The sequence below is a fragment of the Blastococcus tunisiensis genome (assembly GCF_900112815.1).
Classification (GTDB): Bacteria; Actinomycetota; Actinomycetes; order Mycobacteriales; family Geodermatophilaceae; genus Blastococcus_B; species Blastococcus_B tunisiensis.
This window is the reverse complement of sequence record NZ_FOND01000017.1, coordinates 73,091-91,375: the sequence shown is the minus strand read 5'-3', so window position 1 is coordinate 91,375 and position 18,285 is coordinate 73,091. Positions and strand designations below refer to the sequence as shown.

Below are 18,285 nucleotides of genomic sequence, written 5' to 3'. Positions count from 1 at the left end.
CAGCGGATCCCCGCGGTGGCCAGTGCCCGGGCCAGCCCGAACCCGGTCGGCCCGGCCTCGTAGGTGACCGCCGCCGGACCCGGCAGGCCACGCACCCACTCGATCACGGTGTCGGTCGTGGGTACCAGCCGCTTCTTGATCAACTCGCCCGTGACGCCGTCGATCGCCGCCGCGGACACCGATCGTGCGTGCACGTCCAGCCCGACGCTCGTACGCTCCACACCCATCGGGGCCTCCCACACATGTCGGATAGGCCGGGCAGGGGCTCCTCCCCGGTAACCCACGTTTCTGGTGTGGAAGGCCCCGACCCGCAACCGCTCCCCACGGGATCGGTCGGGTCATACCGTCTGACCCGGCGGCGGCACCCTCGCCCCCCGCCGGGGTGGTGCCGCGAGGGGCATGTATTGTTTCTTCCGCCCCCGGCGAACTACGAGCCCCCATCGTCTAGTGGTCCAGGACGCCGCCCTTTCAAGGCGGTAGCACGGGTTCGAACCCCGTTGGGGGCACGCACGACAGCAGTCAGCAGGCAGGACTGCACCAGCAAGGCCCTGTAGCGCAGTTGGTTAGCGCGCCGCCCTGTCACGGCGGAGGTCGCGGGTTCGAGTCCCGTCAGGGTCGCTCTCCGGTGGAGACACCGGGAGGGGCAGGTAGCTCAGTCGGTACGAGCGCTCGCCTGAAAAGCGAGAGGTCGGCGGTTCGACCCCGCCCCTGCCCACACAGAAGATCTGCACGGAGCGGCCCGCGTCCCCGAGGGGATCAGGCGGAGCCCGCGCTCCCCCGCACTCCCGGGAACACCTGCTCGGCCAGCTGTGCGTAGACCTCGGCGTGCACGCGGCGCACCGCGGCCAGCTGCTCCGCGCGCCGGTCCCGGTCGGCCGGCCGCGGCATCGGACGGGCCAGCGCCGCGCCGACGGCGGCCGCCAGCGACACCGGGTCCAGCCGGCCGTGCTCGTGGTTGCCGTACGGCACGACGTCGGACCACTGGTCGACGAACCAGCCGCACCCCGGGGCCACGACGCGGGTGCCCACGTCCCGGCAGATCTCGAGGTCGAGGGAGTGCCGGCCGCACGGCTCGGGCAGCACCGCCACGTGCAGCTGCTGCAGCTGCGCGGCCCACCCGTCGCCGGAATGGACCACGACCTCCAGCTCGCCGAGGCCGGCCAGCCTGCGGACCTCGCTGCCGGCCCACGACGCGTCGGCGGCGTCGACCAGGACGCGGAGCCGGCCGCCGCCCGAGACGGCGCCGGACAGCGCGGCCCGCACGAGAGCCCCGGGGTCGGGCACCGCCGCCGAGACCCGTCCCAGCCGCAGCCCCACGAGGCCCCGCTCCGCGCCCAGCTCCGGGTCGGGTGCCGCGACGGTGGGGTGCGCGACGACGATGGCCGTGCGGCCGTACCGCTCGGCGATCTCGTCGGCGGCCCCCGGCGTGAGGGTGAGGACGACCTCGGCCGTCGAGAGCACGGCCTCCAGGTGCGCGTCCATTCCCGGGTCGGCCGGGCAGTGCCCTTCCCGCACCCCCGCGCCCAGCCCGTGCACGGTGACGACCAGCGGGATGCCGAGACGGCGGACGGTCTCGGCCCAGCACTCGACCGCCGCGGCTGCGACGTGCGCGGGCCCGGTGTGCAGGTGCAGGACGTCGACGTCCGTGGCGTGCGCGGCGAGGTAGGCGGAGTCCAGCCAAGGGCTGAGCTCGCCCGAGGGTCCGACGCGCACGGCGTCCGGCGGGAGGACGGCGTCGACGTAGGGGCCGGCGAACGGGATCGTCGCCACGCGGACGGGGTCGCTCCGGGAGAGCGACCCCCCGGCTTCAGGGGGGTCGGCGGGCATCACAGGGCGGTCCGGCTCCTCGCGTGGTCGAGCACTGCGGCAGCACCTGCTGCACGACGGTCTCAGCGCCCGGCACGGGATTCGAGCCGGTCCGTTCCGCCCTACCCGCGGCCAGTCCGGACCAATCCGGCATCAACTCCATCGGGTGAGCGGGCGGGGCCGCTCAGCGAGCAGAGCCCCCGAGCGCGGCGAGGTGGGCGTGCACCAGGGTGACGGCCAGCGCCCCCTCCCCGACGGCGGAGGCGACGCGCTTCACCGACCCCGCCCGCACGTCCCCGGCGGCGAACACACCCGGCAGGCTCGTCTCCAGCAGCGCGGGAGGCCGGTCCAGCGGCCAGGCCGGCGTCGGGTCGCCGGTCAGCAGCCGGTCGCCGGTGAGCAGGAAGCCCCAGCGGTCACGGGCCAGCGCGCCGCCCAGCCAGTCCGTCCGCGGCTCGCTGCCGATCAGGATGAACAGCACGCCGGCCTCCACCGACTCGGCACCGGTGTCCAGGTCCCGGAGGGTGAGGGTCTCCAGGAAGTCGCTCCCCGTCCCGCCCACGACCTCCACCCGGGGGCGGACGTCGACGGTGGGCAGCGCATCGAGCTCGCGGATCAGGTAGTCCGACATGGTCGCGCTCAGCGTGGCCCGGCGGATGAGGACGGTCACCCGGTCGGCGTACCGGGAGAGGTGGACCGCCGCCTGGCCGGCGGAGTTCCCGCCACCGACGACGAAGACGTGCCGCCCGCGCATCGCGGGCGCCTCGCTGACGGCGGCACCGTAGAAGACCCCGCGGCCGGCCAGCTGCTCCAGCTCCGGGACCCCGATCCGCCGCCAGGCCGCGCCCGTGGCCACGACGACGCTGCGCGCGGCCACGCTCGCCCCGTCGCTCAGGGCGAGCCGGAGCGACCCGCCCTCGGCGGTGATCCCCTCGGCCGAGCGCATGAAGTGGAAGGTGCTGCCGAACGCCCAGGCCTGCTGGTAGGCGCTGAAGGCCAGGCGGTTGCCGCTGATCCCGGTCGGGAAGCCGGGGTAGTTGCGGATCAGCGAGCTGGTGCCGGCCTGTCCCCCGATCGCCTCCGGTTCCAGCACCAGCGTCCGCAGCCCCTCCGAGGCGGCGTAGACGCTCGCCCCCAGACCGGCCGGGCCCGAGCCCACGACGACCACGTCGAAGACGGTGTCCGGGTCCAGCGGGGTCAGGAGGCCGAAGGCGTCGGCGATCTCCAGGTCGCTGGGGTCCTCCAGCACCGGGCGCTCCGGGCGGAAGCGCAGCTGGACCACGGGCAGCCGCGGCTCCTCCAGGCGCATGCCGGCCAGCATCGCGCGGCCGTCCGCCGAGTCGGCGTCGTAGAAGCCGAGCGGGATCCGGTTCCGGGTGAAGGAGTCCCGCAGGTGCTGGGCGCGCCCGGACCACCGGTCCCCGATCAGCCGCACGGCCTCGAAGCCGCCGCCCTGGCGCGCCGACCACTCCTCCAGGGCCTCGGTCACCGCGCGGTGGAACTCCTCGTCACCGACGACCTCGGGCACGTAGAGCCACCGGTCGAGCTGGCCCAGCGTGACGGCCTCGAAGATCGGCTGCGCGGTGGTGAAGTCGCCCCACCGGACGACCGCGACCGCCATCGCGGCGGGATGGTCCCGGTGCAGGGCGCGCAGGGTCGCCAGCCCGTCCGGATCCGGCCCGCCCATGCCGCCCAGCACCGCCGCCACCGGCAGCCCGGACGCGCGCAACCGCGGCCCGGCCTCCGCCGGGTCCACGCACCCGACGATCTCGTAGTCGCGTCCGTACCGGCCCTGCAGCTCGGTGGTGAGCGTCTCCCGCGCCTCCTCGTCCCGGGTGACGACGACGAGCGCGGCCCGCAACTCCTCGGCCACGGTGGACTCAGCCCCGTCCAAGTCCGCTACGGGTGGTGGCCGGATCCGACGGTGCCGGGTCCGACGGTGCCAGCCGCCAGCCGACGGCGCCGGTGAGCACGACGCCGGCGGCGAGGGCCACGAACACCCAGGCGGCGGGGGCGTCCCAGTCCAGGGTGTCCGGGAAGCGCGCCACCGCGGCGAGCACCAGGGCGCCGAAGACGGTGTAGGCGATCGCCGCGGTCCGCAGCCGCCGCAGGTCGCCGGCCACCGCGGCCAGCGCGGTGGCCAGCCCGAAGGCGAGCAACCAGGCGGCGACCACCCGGGCGGTGAACGGCGCCATCTCCCAGGGCCACACCGATTCCGCCGTCGCCGGCCGGACGTAGATCAGCGCGCCGGCGACGAGCAGCAGCGCGGACTCCAGGGCGAGCGCGGTCCGGAGCAGGCCGGGTACCGGGTGGCGCGGCGCCGGGTCCGCGCCCGGCGCCCGCTCCTGCACGACCAGCAGGACCGCCATGGCCACCGGCACGACGACGTAGACCGCCAGCCAGAACCAGGCCGCACCCCGGGCGAGGGCGCCCAGCCCACCGAAGTCGTCGTCGAAGTGCATCCGGTCGACGTGCAGCAGGGTCGCCACGAGGGTGAGGACGACGAAGACGAGGATCGTGAGCACCGGGACGCGGCTGTGCGCCCAGAGCGGCTCCCGCAGGGACAGGACGACCAGCACGAACCCGGCCGCGTACCCGGCGCCGATGAAGGCCGCGGTCAGCGGTGGCTGGATCGTCCAGGCGAACGTCTCGGAGGTGTTCTCCGCCAGCACGAACAGGGCTCCGGTCGCGAGTGCGGTGAGCACGGCGAAGGCGGTGAGGAGCGCACGCATCCCCGGGCGCAGCCGGCGATGTCCGCGCGAGGCATCGAGGGTGGCGGTGGCAGGGTCCACGGGACCTCCCGTGCGGATCGAGCCCCCGTGCGTGATTGTCCGGCGCATCGATCGAACCACCGGTGCCGCCGCCTGTCACCGCCTTTCCGGCCGGTCGCCGCCCCGGCCCCTCAACTGCCCGGCCCCTCGGCTCCGGACGCCGACCTCCGCGCCGCGCGGGCCCGGGCGTAGGCCGGCGCCCGGAAGCCGGCCAGGGGGCCGTCGGGCACGAGCCCCGGCGGCGGGTGGCGGACGGCGTCGAACGCGACGTCGGGATCCAGCGGCGGTCGCGGCGCGGTCAGCCTCAGCCGGGCGAACGGCTGCCACGACCCGCCGCCCCGGGCTGCGGCCAGGGTGAAGCACCGGTCCCGGCGGGCGACCTCGTCGGCGAGCGGCCGCGGCTCGGACAGCAGCTGCCCGGCCTCGGGGAACGCGGCCAGCCGCAGCGTCCCGGCGGCGGAGCGGTAACCCATGATCGAGGAGTGGACGGCCGCCCCGTCCCGCCGGAGGACGGGCAGCATCCGGGTGAGCGGTCCGGAACCGGTGGTGCTCAGCAGGAGGTCGACCGGTTCGGTGCCGCCGGGCACCCGCACGGCCAGCCCCAGGAGGTCCGGCAGCGGTGCCGGCAGCCCGGCGCCCCGCGAGAGCCGCACCAGCGCGGCCTCGGTCGCCGGGTCGTCCAGCCAGGGCACGCCCCAGGGCACGGTGCTGCCGTGGCGCTCGAGGACGGCGTCGAGCACCACCCCCCGCGGGTGCATCGGCTTGCCGCCACGCCACCGGGCGACGGCGCCGAGGGGCACGGCCACCACCCGGCCGGCCACCCGGGCGACCGTCGCCGCCCACCGCTGCCCGGTCCGCACCGCGCGGTCCTACCCCGCCCGGCGGCGGCAGCACACCCGCGCCCGCCGGTGGGCGTCCGCATGGCGCAATCTGTCCGGGCCCTCCCTCGAACGAGAACACCGGGCGGCGAACAGTGCGCAAAACCGGACCGACGTTCGGTGACATCTGCTGGCGCGGGCCGCATGACACGGATCGGTCCTCCGCATACGTTGTGGCCATGCTCTCCACGCTCCTGATCATCGGTGGTGTCCTCGTCGGACTGCTCGTCCTCCTCGCCCTGATCGTGAGCCTCAGCGGTCGGCCGCAGACCCGTTCGGCCACCGCGCCGGCGGCCGAACGCCCCTGGGTGGTCGACGCCGGCCGCCCGCACCCCGACGCGTGGTCGCCGGTCACCGCCACCACCACCAACGAGATCCCCGCGATCCGCTGACCCCGGCGTCCCGGCGGCTGCGATAGCGCGCCGCCGGGACGGCCCGGCCGGGCGTGCCGCCGCCGACACGCCGTCGCCCCCGGACGACGAGCACGCGGGGCCTGTTCCGGAACTGCTCCTGGGCACATCATGTCCACCGACGACGGCGCCGGTGGACGAGGTGGTCGATGGCCGAGCGGGACCGATCCCGGGGGCGAGCCGCCCGGCAGCTGCTGGTGGCCGTCCCCCTCGCCGGAGCGCTCGTGGCCGCGCTCCTGCTGCCCTGGCTGCTCGGCCCCGGCCTCCTCGTCCGGTCCCACGCCGACGTGCTCGCCCCGCTGCCGATCGAGCTGCGGGACAGCGCCCCGGCGGGGAAGACCGCCGTCCTGGCGGCCGACGGCTCACTGATCACCTACTTCTACCGGCACAACCGGGCACCGGTCCCGGCCGAGGCCATCGCGGAGGTGATGAAGCAGGCCCTGATCGACATCGAGGACTCCCGCTTCCACGAGCACCGCGGGCTGGACGTCGAGGGCACCGCCCGGGCCCTGATGCGCAACGTGCTGGCCGGCAGCGTCATGGAGGGCGGCTCGACCATCACCCAGCAGCTGGTCAAGCAGACCCTGCTGCAGACGGCGACGACGGCCGAGGAGCGGAGCGCGGCCACCGAGGAGAGCGTCGGCCGCAAGCTGCGCGAGGCCCGCCTGGCCCTCGCCCTGGAGGAGCGGTACACGAAGGACGAGATCCTCACCCGCTACCTGAACATCGTGTACTTCGGCCGCGGCGCGTACGGCGTGGAGGCGGCGGCCCAGCGGTACTTCGGCGTGACCGCCGCCGAGCTCACGCTGCCGCAGGCCGCGATGCTCGCCGGTCTGGTGCAGACCCCCACGCACGACGATCCGGTGGCCTACCCCGACTCCGCCGTGGAGCGGCGGGACCAGGTGCTCCGCCGGATGCACGCCCTCGGCCACGCCACCGACGAGGAGCTCGTCCAGTTCCTGGGGCAGCCCGTCCAGGTCACGCCCACCGAGCCCCCGCCCAACGGGTGCGTCGACGCCGTGGTGGGTGCCTTCTTCTGCGACTACCTGCAGCGCCACCTCACCGGCCCGCTCGGGCTCACCCAGGAGCAGTTGGACACCGGCGGCCTGACGATCCGGACGACGCTGCGCACCGACCTGCAGCTGGCCGGCGACCAGGCGGTCGTGGCGAGCCTGGCCCTGGACGACCCGCTGGCCGGGATGTTCACGGCCGTGGAGCCGGGCACCGGGAAGGTCCTGGCCATGAGCGTCAACCGCCGGTTCGGCTACGACGTGACCGACCCGGCGCAGGAGTCGGTGAACCTCAACCTGGTGGCGAGCCAGGGTGCCGGGTCCACCTACAAGGTCTTCGTCGCCGCCGCGGCGCTCGAGCGCGGGATCCCGCCCTGGCACCGGATCACCGCCGGCGATCCGTACGTGTCCCGGGTCTACCGCAACGGCGAGGAGCCCTACGTCGTGCGCAACGTCGGCAGGTACCCGGCGACGCTGGACATGACCGAGGCGCTGGTCCGCTCCTCGAACACGTACTTCGTCGCACTGGAGGACCAGCTGGGCAGCGTCGAGGGGCCGGTGCGGGCGGCGCAGCGGATGGGCCTGTTCTCCCTCGACCCGGTCGCCGACCAGGTGGTCGCCGAGAACCGCGGTTCCTTCACGCTCGGCGCCGAGGCGACCAGCCCCCTGGCGCTCGCCGGCGCCTACGCCACCCTCGCCGCCTCGGGGACGCAGTGCGACCCGACCCCGGTCACCGAGATCCTCGACCGCGACGGCGCGCTCCTGGCCGGGCCCGACGGGGCGCCGGTGCCGGTGGGCCCCAGCTGCACGCCGGAGGCGGTCCCGCCCGCCGTCGCGACGACGCTGAACCAGATCCTCGTCGGCGACACGGCCCTGCCCATCGGCACGGGCACGCGGGCCGCCATCCCCGGCCACCAGATCGCCGGGAAGACCGGCACCAGCCAGCAGCGCTTCTCGGTGGCCTTCGTCGGCTACACCCCGCAGTACGCGGCCAGCGTCATGGTCCTCAACCCCAAGCGGAACGAGGACCTCGGGGGCTACGGCGGCCGGCTCGCCGCACCGATCTGGCGGGCCGCCATGCTGCCGATCCTGTCCGCCCAGCCGCCGGTCCCGTTCCCCCCACCGGGCATCCCGCTCGACGATCCGCGGCCACCCCCGCCGCGGCCCCGGCCGGCGCCGCCGCCGCGGAGCGCCCCGGCGCCGGCGCCCGAGCAACCCGCACCGGAGCAGCCGGCACCCGACCCGCTGCCGGCCGCGCCGCCACCCGTCGACCCGGCGGCCCCCGCCGGTCCCGGGTGACCCGCCTCAGCCGGCGGTCATCAGCTCCGCGGCCCGCTCCCCGATCATCACCGCGGACGCGGCCGTGCCCCGCGAGGTCACCTGCGGCATGACCGAGGTGTCGGCCACCCGGAGCCCGGTCACGCCGCGGACCCGGAGCCACTGGTCGACCACCGCCCCGGGGTCCGCGTCCGGGCCCATCCGGGCCGTCCCCGCGAGGTGGACGGCGGTGGTGAGGCGGGACCGCACCCAGCGGTCGAGCTCCGCGTCGTCGTCCAGGACCGCGGCGTCCAGGACCGCGGCGTCCCGGACCGGGGCGCCGAGGCCCGCCGCGGGCGGTCCGCCGCCCGGGGCGACGAGCGGCGCGAGCGCGTCGGCGCGCAGCAGCGCGGCCGCCAGGCGCACCCCGGCCCGCATCCGTCGGCGGTCGGCCTCCTCGGTGAGGTAGCGGTACTCCAGCCGCGGCTGGCGGGAGGGGTCGGCGGTGCGGAGGGAGAGCCGGCCGCGGCTGTCCCCGCACTGCAGTCCCACGCCGATCGCGAGCTCGTCGGCGTCCGTGGCACCGGCGCTGCCGGTGAGCCGACCGAAGGGCACCAGCCAGGGCAGCAGCTCGAGGTCGCCCGGCCGCCCCGCCCCCTCGGAGGTCGCGTGCAGGACGCCGTGCACCGGCAACCCACCCGGGGGTGGCGGCACCGGCCGGGCCGGCCGGAAGGGCACGTAGACCAGCGGGTGGTCGCTGGTGTCCGCCCCCACCCCCGGCACGTCCGCGACGACGGGGACGCCGGCCGACCGCAGCCGGTCGGCCGGCCCGACGCCGGACAGCAGCAGGAGGTGGGCCGAGCCGACGGCGCCGGCCGACAGCACGACCTCCGCGGCCCGGACGACGCCCGCGGTCGTCGCCACGCCCACGGCGCGGCCGGACTCCACGACGACCCGCTGCGCGCGGACCCCGCCCCGCACGGTGAGCCCCGCGTGCCCCCGGCGGGGCGAGAGGTAGGCCATCGCCGTGTTCACCCGGATCCCCCCGGACACCGTGAACGGCACCGGTCCGTAGCCCGGCGGGCCGTCGGCGTTCTTGTCCGGCTCGGCCGGGTGCCCGAGCTCCGCCGCCGCGGCGGCGAACGCGTCCGCCAGCGGATGCGGGCCGGGGGGCCGCGCGACGGGCACCGGTCCGTCCGATCCGTGGCCGGGACGGCCCCCGAAGTCCGCGTCGGACTCCAGCCGGCAGAAGACCGGCAGGACCGCGTCGTAGGACCACAGGTCGTTGCCGGCCGCGGCCCAGCCGTCCAGGTCGGCCCGGGTGCCGCGGATGAACGACCCGGCGTAGAGGGCGCTCGAGCCGCCGACGACCCGGCCGCGCGGGACCCGGGCGGTGCGGCCGGGGACCAGTTCGGCCTCGAGGTCCCAGTTCGCCGCGTGGCCGGGCACCACGGCCCGCATCGAAGCGGGATCCCGCAGCTCGGCCGGGAAGTCCCCGGGCTCCCGGTGGTCGGCACCCGCCTCGAGCAGCAGCACCCGACGGCCCGCATCGGCCAGCCGGGCGGCCACCGCGCAGCCCGCCGTCCCTGCGCCGACGACGACGACGTCCCACTCCTCAGCCATGGGGGTCGCTCCGGGAGCCGTCCAGCCCCAGCACGCCGGGCAGGTCCAGCCGGCGCACCTTGCCGGTGGAGGTGCGCGGGAGGTCGTCGAGCCGGTGCAGCGCCTTGGGGCGTTTCGCCGCGCCGAGCCGCGCACGCGCCCAGGCGCCGAGGTCCGCCGGGTCGGCCGCACCCACGTAGGCGGCGACGACCCGCTGGCCCCACTCCTCGTCGGGCAGGCCGAACACCGCGCTCTCGACCACGTCCGGATGGGCGTCCAGCGCGGCCTCGACCTCGGCCGGGTAGACGTTCACGCCACCGGAGATGATCAGGTCCTCCCGCCGGCCGTCGAGCCACACCAGTCCGTCGTCGTCCACCCGGCCGAGGTCACCGACCGTCACCCGGTCCCCGCGCCAGGCCGCGGCCGTCTTCTCCGGGGCCCGCCAGTACTCGAACCGCGCCCACGGCGGCACCGCGCACCACAGCTGGCCGCGCTCGTCGGTCTCCAGCCGGCGCCCGGGGCGGGCGCGGCCCACCGTACCGGGAGCGGCCAGCCAGTCCCCGGGCGAGCACACGGTGAACTGGGCCTCGGTGGAGCCGTAGAACTCCCAGACGCTGCCCTCGGGGGCGGCCTCCAGCACCGCGCGCTTGAGCGGGACCGGGCACGGCGCGCCGGCGTGCACGAGGCGGCGGAAGGACGACCAGTCGATCCCGCCCCGGGCGAGCAGCCGCTGCAGGTGGGTCGGCACGCAGAAGGTCGTCGTCGGGCGCAGCGCGGAGATCGCGGCCCCGGCCCGCGCGGCGTCGAACGGGCCGGGCAGGAGCACCTCCCCGCCGGCCAGCAGCGTGTGGACGGCGAACCGCAGGGGCGCGCTGTGGTGCAGCGGGGAGAGCACCAGGTGCCGGTCCCGGGGCTCGAAGCCCCACAGCTCGATCTCCTCGGCCGCCAGTGCGCGGGCACGGTCCTCGGGCAGGACCCCGGACCACACCCCCTTGCGGCGGCCGGTCGTGCCCGACGTGTAGTGCATCGGCCGGGCCAGCGGCACGTCGGCGAGGTCGTGCTGCTCCGTGCCGGCCAGCAGGCGGCCGGGATCCGCGGCGACGTCCAGCGCGGGATCGGCGTCGGCCACCAGGGCCGCCCGCTCGGCCGGCGGCAGGCCGGGGTCGAGCACCACCGGCACGATGCCCGTGCGCAGCGCCCCGAGGACGACGGCGAGCAGGCCGGGGGACCCGACCGCGGAGACCACCACCCGGTCGCCGGCGCGCAGCCCCCCGGCGGCCAGCGCGGCCGCCGCCCGGCGCTGGTCCCGTTCGCTGTCGGCGCTGCACACGACCGCGGCGGTCACGCCAGGCGCACCCGGTCGGCGTCGGACTCGTCCGCCCCCCACCACACGACCCGGCCCTCCGCGACCAGCTTGTCCAGCGTCGCCCGGGTGGACTGCGCCGCGGCCGGCCAGACGGCGCGGGGCACCTGCGCGTAGATCTCCGCGACCAGGTCGTCGACGCCGGCCGGCCCCCGCCCGAGGGCCGCGAGCAGCTGGTGCTCCCGGTAGGCGCGGTGGGCGAGGTAGTAGCCGAGCACCGCACCCGGGTCCTCGGTGAGCTCCGGCCCGTGCCCGCAGTAGAGGGCGCTGGGGCCCAGGTCGTGCACCCGGCGCAGGGACTCCAGGTAGGCGACCACGTCGCCCTCCGGGTGGGTGACGACCGAGGTGCCGCGGCCGAGGACGTGGTCGCCGACCAGCACGGCGCCCGACTCCAGCCGGAAGGCCAGGTGGTCGCTGGTGTGCCCGGGCGTGGCCACGACGTCGAGGGTGGTGCCGGCCTGCCGCAGGCGATCGCCGTGGTCGAGCACGCGACCGCCCGGCCCGGCGACCTGCGCGCTCCCCGCGGCGACCGGCGCACCGAAGTGGCTCCCCCACGGCAGGGCCGCCTCCGCGTGGTCGCCGTGGTGGTGGGTGACCAGGACGGCGACGCAGCGGGCATCCCGTGCGGCGAGCACGGCCTCGACCGCGGCCAGGTGGGCCGGGTCGTCGGGTCCCGGGTCCACCAGGACCGCCTGGCCGCTGCCGGGTGCGCCGACGACGTAGGTGTTCGTGCCGTCCAGGGTCATCCCCGACGGGTTGGGCGCGAGGACGCGGGTCACCAGCGGCTCCAGCTCCGCCGTCCGGGGCAGCTCCCCCAGGGCGGGCAGGGACCACGAGGCGCGCGGGTCAGCCGGGGCGTCCACGCCCGGCACGCTAGCCGCACACCTGGAGGGGTGCGCATCCGGCGGCTAGCCTCGCGGCATGCGCCGAACCCTCACCGTGTGCCGCAGCGGGCTCTCCCTCGCCGCCGCCGTCGTCCTCGTCACCGCCTGTGGAGGCTCCGACGACGAGGACGCCGCGTCGTCGGAGTCGAGTGCGAGCACGTCCAGCGCCGCCGAGACGACCGCCGAGCAGGACGACTCCGAGTTCTGCACCCAGGCGGCCGCCGCCTTCGAGCAGGTCGAACCGGCCTTCACCGGCGGCGGAGAGGACCCCGCCGCCCTGGCCACGGCGCTCCAGCAGGCGGCCGACGACGTCCGCGAGATCGAGCCGCCGAGCGAGATCGAGAGCGACTGGGCGTCGCTGGCCGACGGCATCGAGCAGTTCGCGCAGGCCTTCGCGGACGTCGACGTGAACGACCCCGCCAGCGCCGCCGAGCTGCAGGAGCGGAGCACCGAGATCATCGGCGAGCTGACCACCTCGGCCACGAACGTCCAGACCTACCTCACCACCGAGTGCGGCCTCGAGGTCGACGAGACCGAGCCCGCGGCCCCCACCAGCTGACGAAGGACCCCCCCTGCCCCCCACCGCTCGCACGCTCGCGGCGGGCCCCTGCAGGGGGGCCACTCGGTGGCGGGCCACCGGCCGTGCGTGGCGTCAGCCCCCGCAGCCGCCGATGTAGACGCCGCGCGCGTTGAGCCAGGGCACCGGGTTGATCTGCTGGCTGTAGAGCATGCCGTTGCGGTGCACCTCGAAGTGCAGGTGCGGGCCGGTCGACTGCCCGCGGTTGCCGACCTCGGCGATGACCTCACCGGCCGACACCCGCTCGCCGTAGGACACGAAGTACCGGTTCACGTGCCCGTAGACGGTGACGTAGCCGTCGTCCCCGAGGATGTAGACGGCCTGGCCGAAGCCGGTCGCCGAACCGGCGCGCTTCACCACGCCGGAGGTGGCGGCGTACACGTTCGTCCCGATCGGGGCGGCGATGTCGACCCCGTAGTGCGTGACGCCCCAGCGGGCGCCGTAGCAGCTGCTCACCCGGCCGGAGGTCGGCGCGACGTGGTTGCCGCCACCGCCACCGCCTCCGCCGCCGGATGCGCCACCGCCGCCGCCACCGCTGCCGCCCCCACCGGCGGCGGCCGCCGCCGCTGCCGCTGCTCGTGCGGCGGCCTCCTGGGCGGCCCGGGCGGCCGCGGCCTCCTCCGCCGCCTTCTGGGCGACCCACTGCTGGTAGGCGTCCCGGGCGCCCTGGAGCTCCAGGAGCCGGATCTGCGCGCTCTGCAGCTGCGCCTCGTACGCCGTCTTCTGCGCAGCCACCTGCTCGTAGGCCCCCTGCTGGGCGGCCAGCTGCCGGTCGGCCTGCACCTTCGCCGCCTCCGCGGCCTCCTCCGCCGCGGCCATCTGGTCGCGGGCGGCCCGGGCGGCGGAGTCGGCGTTGGCCTGGGTCACCTTCGCCACCTCCAGCTCGCTGAGGACGTCGACCTGGTTGTCGGCCACGTAGGCGAGCATCGCGGCGTTCTGGATCAGCTCACCGGGGCCGGCGGAGTCCAGCAGGGCGGCGGTCGTGCTCAGCTGCGCCCCCTTCATGTAGCTGTCCCGGGAGAAGGTCGCGATGCGGGCCTGGGACGCCGTCACGGCGTCGGCGGCCACCTGCAGCTCCGCGGCGGTCCGGTCCGCGGCCTCCTGGGCCTGCAGCAGCGCCTCCTCGGCCTGCAGGTACGCCGTGCCGGCCGCCTCGGCCAGGACGCCGACCTTCTCCAGCTCCGCCTCCGCGCCGGCGACGAGTGCGGCGATCCGGCCGACCTCGGCAGCGGCGGCGTCCTGCTCGGCCCGCGCGGCGCCGAGCTGGCTGTCGCTCGGGTTCGGTGGCGGCGCGGGCACGGCGGAGGCGGGGCCGGCGATGGCCAGCAGCGTCATGCCGGTGACGGCGGCGACGAGGGCGGTCCGTGCGGGGCGCGGCCGACGGCCCGCGACCGGCCGGCGGGCGCGCGAACGCCCGGGGACCGACGGAGTCGCCGGTCCGGATGGACGGCGCTGGAACATGTCTCGCTCCCTGGGGAAGAGGGTGGGCGTCGACGGCGGTCATCGACGCCCAGCGAGAGTCGCAGCATCACCATGAGTCACAAAGACAACACGCGGAACAAGTGGCGCGCCGCGGCAAGAACGATGAGTGACCGCGCCGCGACTGTCGGTATGTCGACAATCGGCGTCAGGAGGGCGGGCGCTCCAGCTCGTGCGTCAGCTGGTCCAGCTCCGCGCCGCCGGCCATGAGCCGGGTCAGCTCGTCCCGGTCCACCTCGCCCTTGGCGAAGCTGCCGAGGCTGCGACCGCGGTTCAGCAGCAGGAAGCGGTCGCCGACCGGATAGGCGTGGTGCGGGTTGTGGGTGATCAGCACGACGCCCACGCCCCGGTCCCGTGCCTGGGCGACGTACCGCAGGACGACGCCGGCCTGCTTGACCCCGAGCGCGGAGGTCGGCTCGTCCAGGATCAGCACCCGGGCGCCGAAGTGCACCGCGCGGGCGATCGCGACGGACTGCCGCTCGCCGCCCGACAGCGTGCCGACCGGCTGGTCGGGGTCCCGAAGGTCGATCCCCATCTCCGCCAAGGCCCGGCGGGTCGTCTCCCGGGCGGTCGCGGCGTCGAACCGCCGGAACGGCCCCCACCCCCGGGTCGGCTCCGCACCCAGGAAGAAGTTCCGCCAGATCGCCATCAGCGGGATCATCGCCAGGTCCTGGTAGACCGTGGCGATGCCGGCGTCCAGAGCGTCCCGTGGCGCCCCGAAGGCGACCGGCCGCCCGTCGAGCAGCAGCTCGCCGCGGTCGGGACGGTGGACGCCGGACAGGATCTTGATCAGCGTCGACTTGCCCGCCCCGTTGTCGCCGAGCACGCAGGTGACCTCCCCGGCGCGCACGGTGGTGCTGATGCCGTCCAGGGCGATCACCGAGCCGTAGTCCTTGCCGACGTCCCGCAGCTCGAGCAGGGGCGGGGACTGCGTCGCTCCCCCACCGACCCCGCTCATCTGTGGGCCGCCTCGGCGTAGCGGCGGACCAGCCGGTTGGTCAGCACGGCGAGCAGCAGCATCGCGCCGAGGAAGAAGTAGAACCAGTCGGCGTCCCAGCGCAGGTAGGGGATGCCCAGCTGCGTCATGCCGAAGATCAGCGCGCCGAGCGAGGCCCCGATCGCGGACCCGAAGCCGCCGGTGAGCAGGCAGCCGCCGATCACCGCGGCCACGATGAAGATCAGCTCCTGTCCGATGCCGGTGTTCGCCTGCACCGACGTCAGCCGCACCGCCAGCGTCACGCCGACGAACCACGCCGCCGCCGCCGTCGTCATGAACAGGGTGATCGTGGTCCGCCGGGCGGGGACGCCCACGTTGCGCGCGGCCACCTCGTCACCGCCGGTGGCGAACACCCAGTTGCCGAACCGGGTGCGCAGCAGCACCCACGTCGCCAGCGCCGTGAACAGCACCCACCAGAGGATGGCGACGCGGAACTCGGTGCCGGCGACGCTCAGCCGGGAGGCGAACACCCACTCCGCCGCGGCGTACCCGGGCACGTCGTCGATCCCCCCGACGGTGACCGTGCTGGTGAACAGCTTGGTCAGGCCCAGGTTCAGGCCCTGGAGCATGAGGAAGGTGCCGAGCGTGATGATGAAGCTGGGCAGCCCGGTGCGCGTCACCAGCCACCCGTTGGAGAAGCCGATCGCCAGGGCCACGACCAGCGCGACGGCGATCGCCACCCACAGGTTCTGCCGGAACTCGACGGCGACGATGCCCACCGTCAGCGCCGTCGTCCCGACCATGACGCCGGCCGAGAGGTCGAAGTGCCCGCCGATCATCAGCAGGGCCACGGCGACGGCCATGATGCCCAGCGTCGAGGCCGGGTCCAGCCAGTTGGCCACGCCCCGCGCCGAGCGGAACACCTCCGACTGGACGGCGAAGAAGGTGAAGACGGCCACCGCCCCGATGAGCGCACCGAGCTCCGGCTTCACCAGCAGCCGGCGCAGCGGGCCGGCCGCGGCGAGCCGCTCGTCGGCCCGCCGCCCGGCCGCTGGCGGCGGCGTCCCCGCCTGCGCCGGCGCGCTCAGCGCGTGCCGGCCGAGGCCAGGTCGGCGATCTCGTCGACGTTGCTCTCGTCCACGATCCCCGGCCCGGTGAGGACCGGCTGCCCGCCGCCGACGGTGTTCAGGTTCTCCGCGTACAGCTTCAGCATCACCACCGGCAGGTAGCCCTGCTCGTACTGCTGCTGGTCGACGGCGAAGGCGATGTCGCCGTCCTGGATGCCGCTGATGACGTCGGAGTTCAGGTCGAAGGTGGCCACCTGCGCCTCCGACCCGGCGTCGCCGGCCGCGGCGACGGCCACCGCGGCGACGGCGGAGTTCAGCGTGAGCACCGCGTCGATGGTCGGGTCGCTCTGCAGCTGGGAGGTGATCGTCGACTGGGCGCCCTGGAGGTCGTTCACGTCGACCTGCACCGGGGTCAGCGGGCTGCCCAGGCCCTCGGCGGCGCCGGCACAACGCTGCTCCAGGCCGATGTTGCCGGCCTCGTGGACGACGCAGAGCACGTTCGTCGCCCCCCGGGCCGCCAGCTCCTGCCCGGCACCGCGGCCGGCGATCGTCTCGTCCTGGCCCACGTGGCCGATGGCGCCGAGCTCCGCCGACCGCTCGCCACCGCTGTTGATGGTCACCACCGGGATGCCCGCGTCCACGGCCGCGGTGATGGAGTCCTCCAGGGCGTCGGGGTTGGCCATCGAGACCACGATCCCGTCGACCTCCCGGTTGACCGCGGCATCGATGAGCTGCGCCTGGCGCTGCGGGTCGCCGTCGCTCTGGTAGTCCACCTCGATCCCCAGGTCCTCGCCGGCCGCCTCCGCGCCGTTCTGGACGACGTCCCAGAAGGCGTCGCCGGCCGAGCCGTGGGTGATGACGGAGAAGGCGAGGCCCCCACCGCCACCACCGCCGCCGGGGCCCGGGTCCGTACCGCCACCGTCGGACCCGCCGTCTCCGGTGGTGCACGCGGCGAGCAGGAGCGGTGCGGCCACCACGACCGAGAGCAGGGCGATCGCCGGCGAACGGTGGGGTCGGGCCATGGGTGTCCTCCTGTGCTCGCGGGAGCTGCCTCGCCCCCGCCTGTCCTGGGGAATCATGCCTCCCACCGGCCCGTCCCCGTGGGTGGACCCGCCTGCACGCCCTTCCGACGGGGGATGTGTCCCGGTCGCTCTAGGCTCCGGACGTGGAGATCCTCGGTTCCGGTCATGAGCAGGTCGTCTTCTGCAGCGACGCCGAGTCGGGTCTGCGAGCCGTCATCGCGGTCCACTCCACGGCGCTGGGCCCCGCCCTGGGCGGCACGCGGTTCTACCCCTACGCCGACGAGGAGTCCGCCGTCGCGGACGCCCTGCGGCTGTCCGCGGCCATGTCGTACAAGAACAGCCTGGCCGGCCTCGACCTCGGCGGCGGCAAGGCCGTGATCATCGGGGATCCGCGGACCGACAAGACCGAGGCCCTGCTGCGCGCCTACGGGCGGTTCGTCGAGGCACTGGGCGGCCGCTACCTGACGGCCTGCGACGTCGGCACGTCCAACGCCGACCTGGACGTCGTCGCCCGCGAGACCCGGTTCGCCCACGGCCGGTCGGAGGCCTACGGCGGCTGCGGCGACTCCTCGGTCCTCACCGCGTACGGGGTCTTCCTGGGCATGCAGGCGGCCGCCCAGCACTGCTGGGGCTCCCGGTCGCTGGCCGGGCGGACCGTGGCCGTGGCCGGCGCCGGCAAGGTCGGCTCGCACCTGATCGGCCACCTCGCCGACGACGGGGCGGACGTGGTGGTCACCGACGTCGACCCGGCGGCGGTCGAGCGCGTCCGGGCGCGCCACCCGCAGGTGCGGGCCGTGCCCGACACCGCGACCCTGATCCGCACCGAGCACGACGTCTACTCCCCCAACGCCCTCGGCGGCGCGCTGGACCCCGGGACGGTGGCGGCGCTGCCCTCCCGGATCGTCTGCGGCGGGGCGAACAACCAGCTCGCCACCCCCGACGTCGCCGGGCAGCTGCGCGACCGCGGCATCCTCTACGCGCCGGACTACCTGGTGAACGCCGGCGGGGTCATCCAGGTCGAGGACGAACGGCACGGGTTCTCCTTCGCCCGGGCGCGGTCGAAGGCGGACGGGATCTTCGACGTCGCGCTGCGGGTGTTCCGGGCCGCCGACGAGGAGGGCGTCTCCCCCGCCGTCGCGGCCGACCGGCTGGCCGAGGAGCGCATCCGCTCGGTCGGCCGGCTGGCCACCATCCGGCTCCCCGGCTGACGAAGGACCCCTCC

General features: G+C 75.6%; 15 protein-coding genes, 3 tRNA genes and 1 pseudogene. 7 read left to right on the top strand and 12 right to left on the bottom strand.

All coding sequences use genetic code 11. From position 1 onward, the window contains the following. A pseudogene (locus BM142_RS19140) lies at window positions 1-227 on the bottom strand (hypothetical protein); the annotation flags it as partial. 206 nt (window positions 228-433) lie between these two features. Between BM142_RS19140 and BM142_RS19135 the strand changes: the two are divergent. From BM142_RS19135 to BM142_RS19125, 3 genes are all read left to right on the top strand, one after another. Continuing rightward, window positions 434-506 (top strand) — tRNA-Glu (locus BM142_RS19135). A 38-nt stretch (window positions 507-544) separates the two neighbouring features. After that, window positions 545-618 (top strand) — tRNA-Asp (locus BM142_RS19130). A 23-nt stretch (window positions 619-641) separates the two neighbouring features. After that, window positions 642-715: transfer RNA gene (locus tag BM142_RS19125), tRNA-Phe, on the top strand. Window positions 716-756: 41 nt separating this feature from the next. Here the strand turns inward: BM142_RS19125 and BM142_RS19120 are convergent. From BM142_RS19120 to BM142_RS19105, 4 genes are all read right to left on the bottom strand, one after another. Beyond that, window positions 757-1,770: a glycosyltransferase gene (locus tag BM142_RS19120; protein WP_254791078.1), complete on the bottom strand. Its 1,014-nt coding sequence runs from the start codon at window positions 1,768-1,770 to the stop codon at window positions 757-759. A 220-nt stretch (window positions 1,771-1,990) separates the two neighbouring features. Beyond that, window positions 1,991-3,679 carry an NAD(P)/FAD-dependent oxidoreductase gene (locus BM142_RS19115; RefSeq protein ID WP_254791077.1) on the bottom strand — a complete coding sequence of 563 codons (1,689 nt, stop codon included), beginning with the start codon at window positions 3,677-3,679 and terminating at the stop codon, window positions 1,991-1,993. A 7-nt stretch (window positions 3,680-3,686) separates the two neighbouring features. After that, window positions 3,687-4,598, bottom strand: coding sequence for a hypothetical protein (locus tag BM142_RS19110; RefSeq protein WP_139228947.1), 912 nt, complete (start codon window positions 4,596-4,598; stop codon window positions 3,687-3,689). Window positions 4,599-4,708: 110 nt separating this feature from the next. After that, complete coding sequence (locus tag BM142_RS19105) at window positions 4,709-5,437, bottom strand: phosphodiesterase (RefSeq protein ID WP_217640795.1); 729 nt, start codon at window positions 5,435-5,437, stop codon at window positions 4,709-4,711. Between the two features lie 197 nt (window positions 5,438-5,634). Here BM142_RS19105 and BM142_RS19100 point away from each other — a divergent pair, with 197 nt between their 5' ends. Both BM142_RS19100 and BM142_RS19095 read left to right on the top strand, forming a co-directional pair. Then, window positions 5,635-5,847, top strand: a complete 213-nt coding sequence (locus BM142_RS19100) for a hypothetical protein (protein WP_092202221.1) — start codon at window positions 5,635-5,637, stop codon at window positions 5,845-5,847. A gap of 167 nt (window positions 5,848-6,014) precedes the next feature. Next, on the top strand, window positions 6,015-8,174 hold the full coding sequence (locus tag BM142_RS19095; protein WP_092202190.1) for a transglycosylase domain-containing protein: 2,160 nt from the start codon (window positions 6,015-6,017) through the stop codon (window positions 8,172-8,174). Window positions 8,175-8,180: 6 nt separating this feature from the next. On the opposite strand, the gene mftG is transcribed toward BM142_RS19095, so the two are convergent. From mftG to BM142_RS19080, 3 genes are read right to left on the bottom strand one after another with little or no spacing between them, the layout of a single operon-like run. Continuing rightward, entirely contained in the window at window positions 8,181-9,755 is a 1,575-nt protein-coding gene (mftG, locus tag BM142_RS19090) for a mycofactocin dehydrogenase MftG (protein ID WP_092202188.1), read from the bottom strand. Continuing rightward, window positions 9,748-11,079 carry a class I adenylate-forming enzyme family protein gene (locus tag BM142_RS19085; protein ID WP_092202186.1) on the bottom strand — a complete coding sequence of 444 codons (1,332 nt, stop codon included), beginning with the start codon at window positions 11,077-11,079 and terminating at the stop codon, window positions 9,748-9,750. The genes mftG and BM142_RS19085 overlap by 8 nt, the downstream gene beginning before the upstream one ends. Then, window positions 11,076-11,960: an MBL fold metallo-hydrolase gene (locus BM142_RS19080; RefSeq protein ID WP_092202219.1), complete on the bottom strand. Its 885-nt coding sequence runs from the start codon at window positions 11,958-11,960 to the stop codon at window positions 11,076-11,078. The genes BM142_RS19085 and BM142_RS19080 overlap by 4 nt, the downstream gene beginning before the upstream one ends. Before the next feature lie 58 nt (window positions 11,961-12,018). On the opposite strand from BM142_RS19080, the gene BM142_RS19075 reads away from it, so the two are divergent. Continuing rightward, window positions 12,019-12,540, top strand: a complete 522-nt coding sequence (locus BM142_RS19075) for a hypothetical protein (RefSeq protein ID WP_092202184.1) — start codon at window positions 12,019-12,021, stop codon at window positions 12,538-12,540. A 93-nt stretch (window positions 12,541-12,633) separates the two neighbouring features. On the opposite strand, the gene BM142_RS19070 is transcribed toward BM142_RS19075, so the two are convergent. From BM142_RS19070 to BM142_RS19055, 4 genes are all read right to left on the bottom strand, one after another. Further along, window positions 12,634-13,893 carry a M23 family metallopeptidase gene (locus BM142_RS19070; RefSeq protein WP_092202217.1) on the bottom strand — a complete coding sequence of 420 codons (1,260 nt, stop codon included), beginning with the start codon at window positions 13,891-13,893 and terminating at the stop codon, window positions 12,634-12,636. A 292-nt stretch (window positions 13,894-14,185) separates the two neighbouring features. Further along, window positions 14,186-14,995 (bottom strand): ATP-binding cassette domain-containing protein, encoded by an 810-nt coding sequence (locus tag BM142_RS19065; protein WP_092202182.1) that lies wholly within the window; start codon window positions 14,993-14,995, stop codon window positions 14,186-14,188. Beyond that, window positions 14,992-15,966: an ABC transporter permease gene (locus tag BM142_RS19060; RefSeq protein ID WP_254791076.1), complete on the bottom strand. Its 975-nt coding sequence runs from the start codon at window positions 15,964-15,966 to the stop codon at window positions 14,992-14,994. Before BM142_RS19060 ends, BM142_RS19065 begins: the two co-directional genes overlap by 4 nt. A 92-nt stretch (window positions 15,967-16,058) precedes the next feature. Further along, entirely contained in the window at window positions 16,059-17,063 is a 1,005-nt protein-coding gene (locus tag BM142_RS19055) for a sugar ABC transporter substrate-binding protein (RefSeq protein ID WP_092202180.1), read from the bottom strand. 143 nt (window positions 17,064-17,206) lie between these two features. Between BM142_RS19055 and BM142_RS19050 the strand changes: the two genes are divergently transcribed. Then, window positions 17,207-18,271: a Glu/Leu/Phe/Val family dehydrogenase gene (locus tag BM142_RS19050; protein WP_092202178.1), complete on the top strand. Its 1,065-nt coding sequence runs from the start codon at window positions 17,207-17,209 to the stop codon at window positions 18,269-18,271. Window positions 18,272-18,285: the final 14 nt, after the last annotated feature.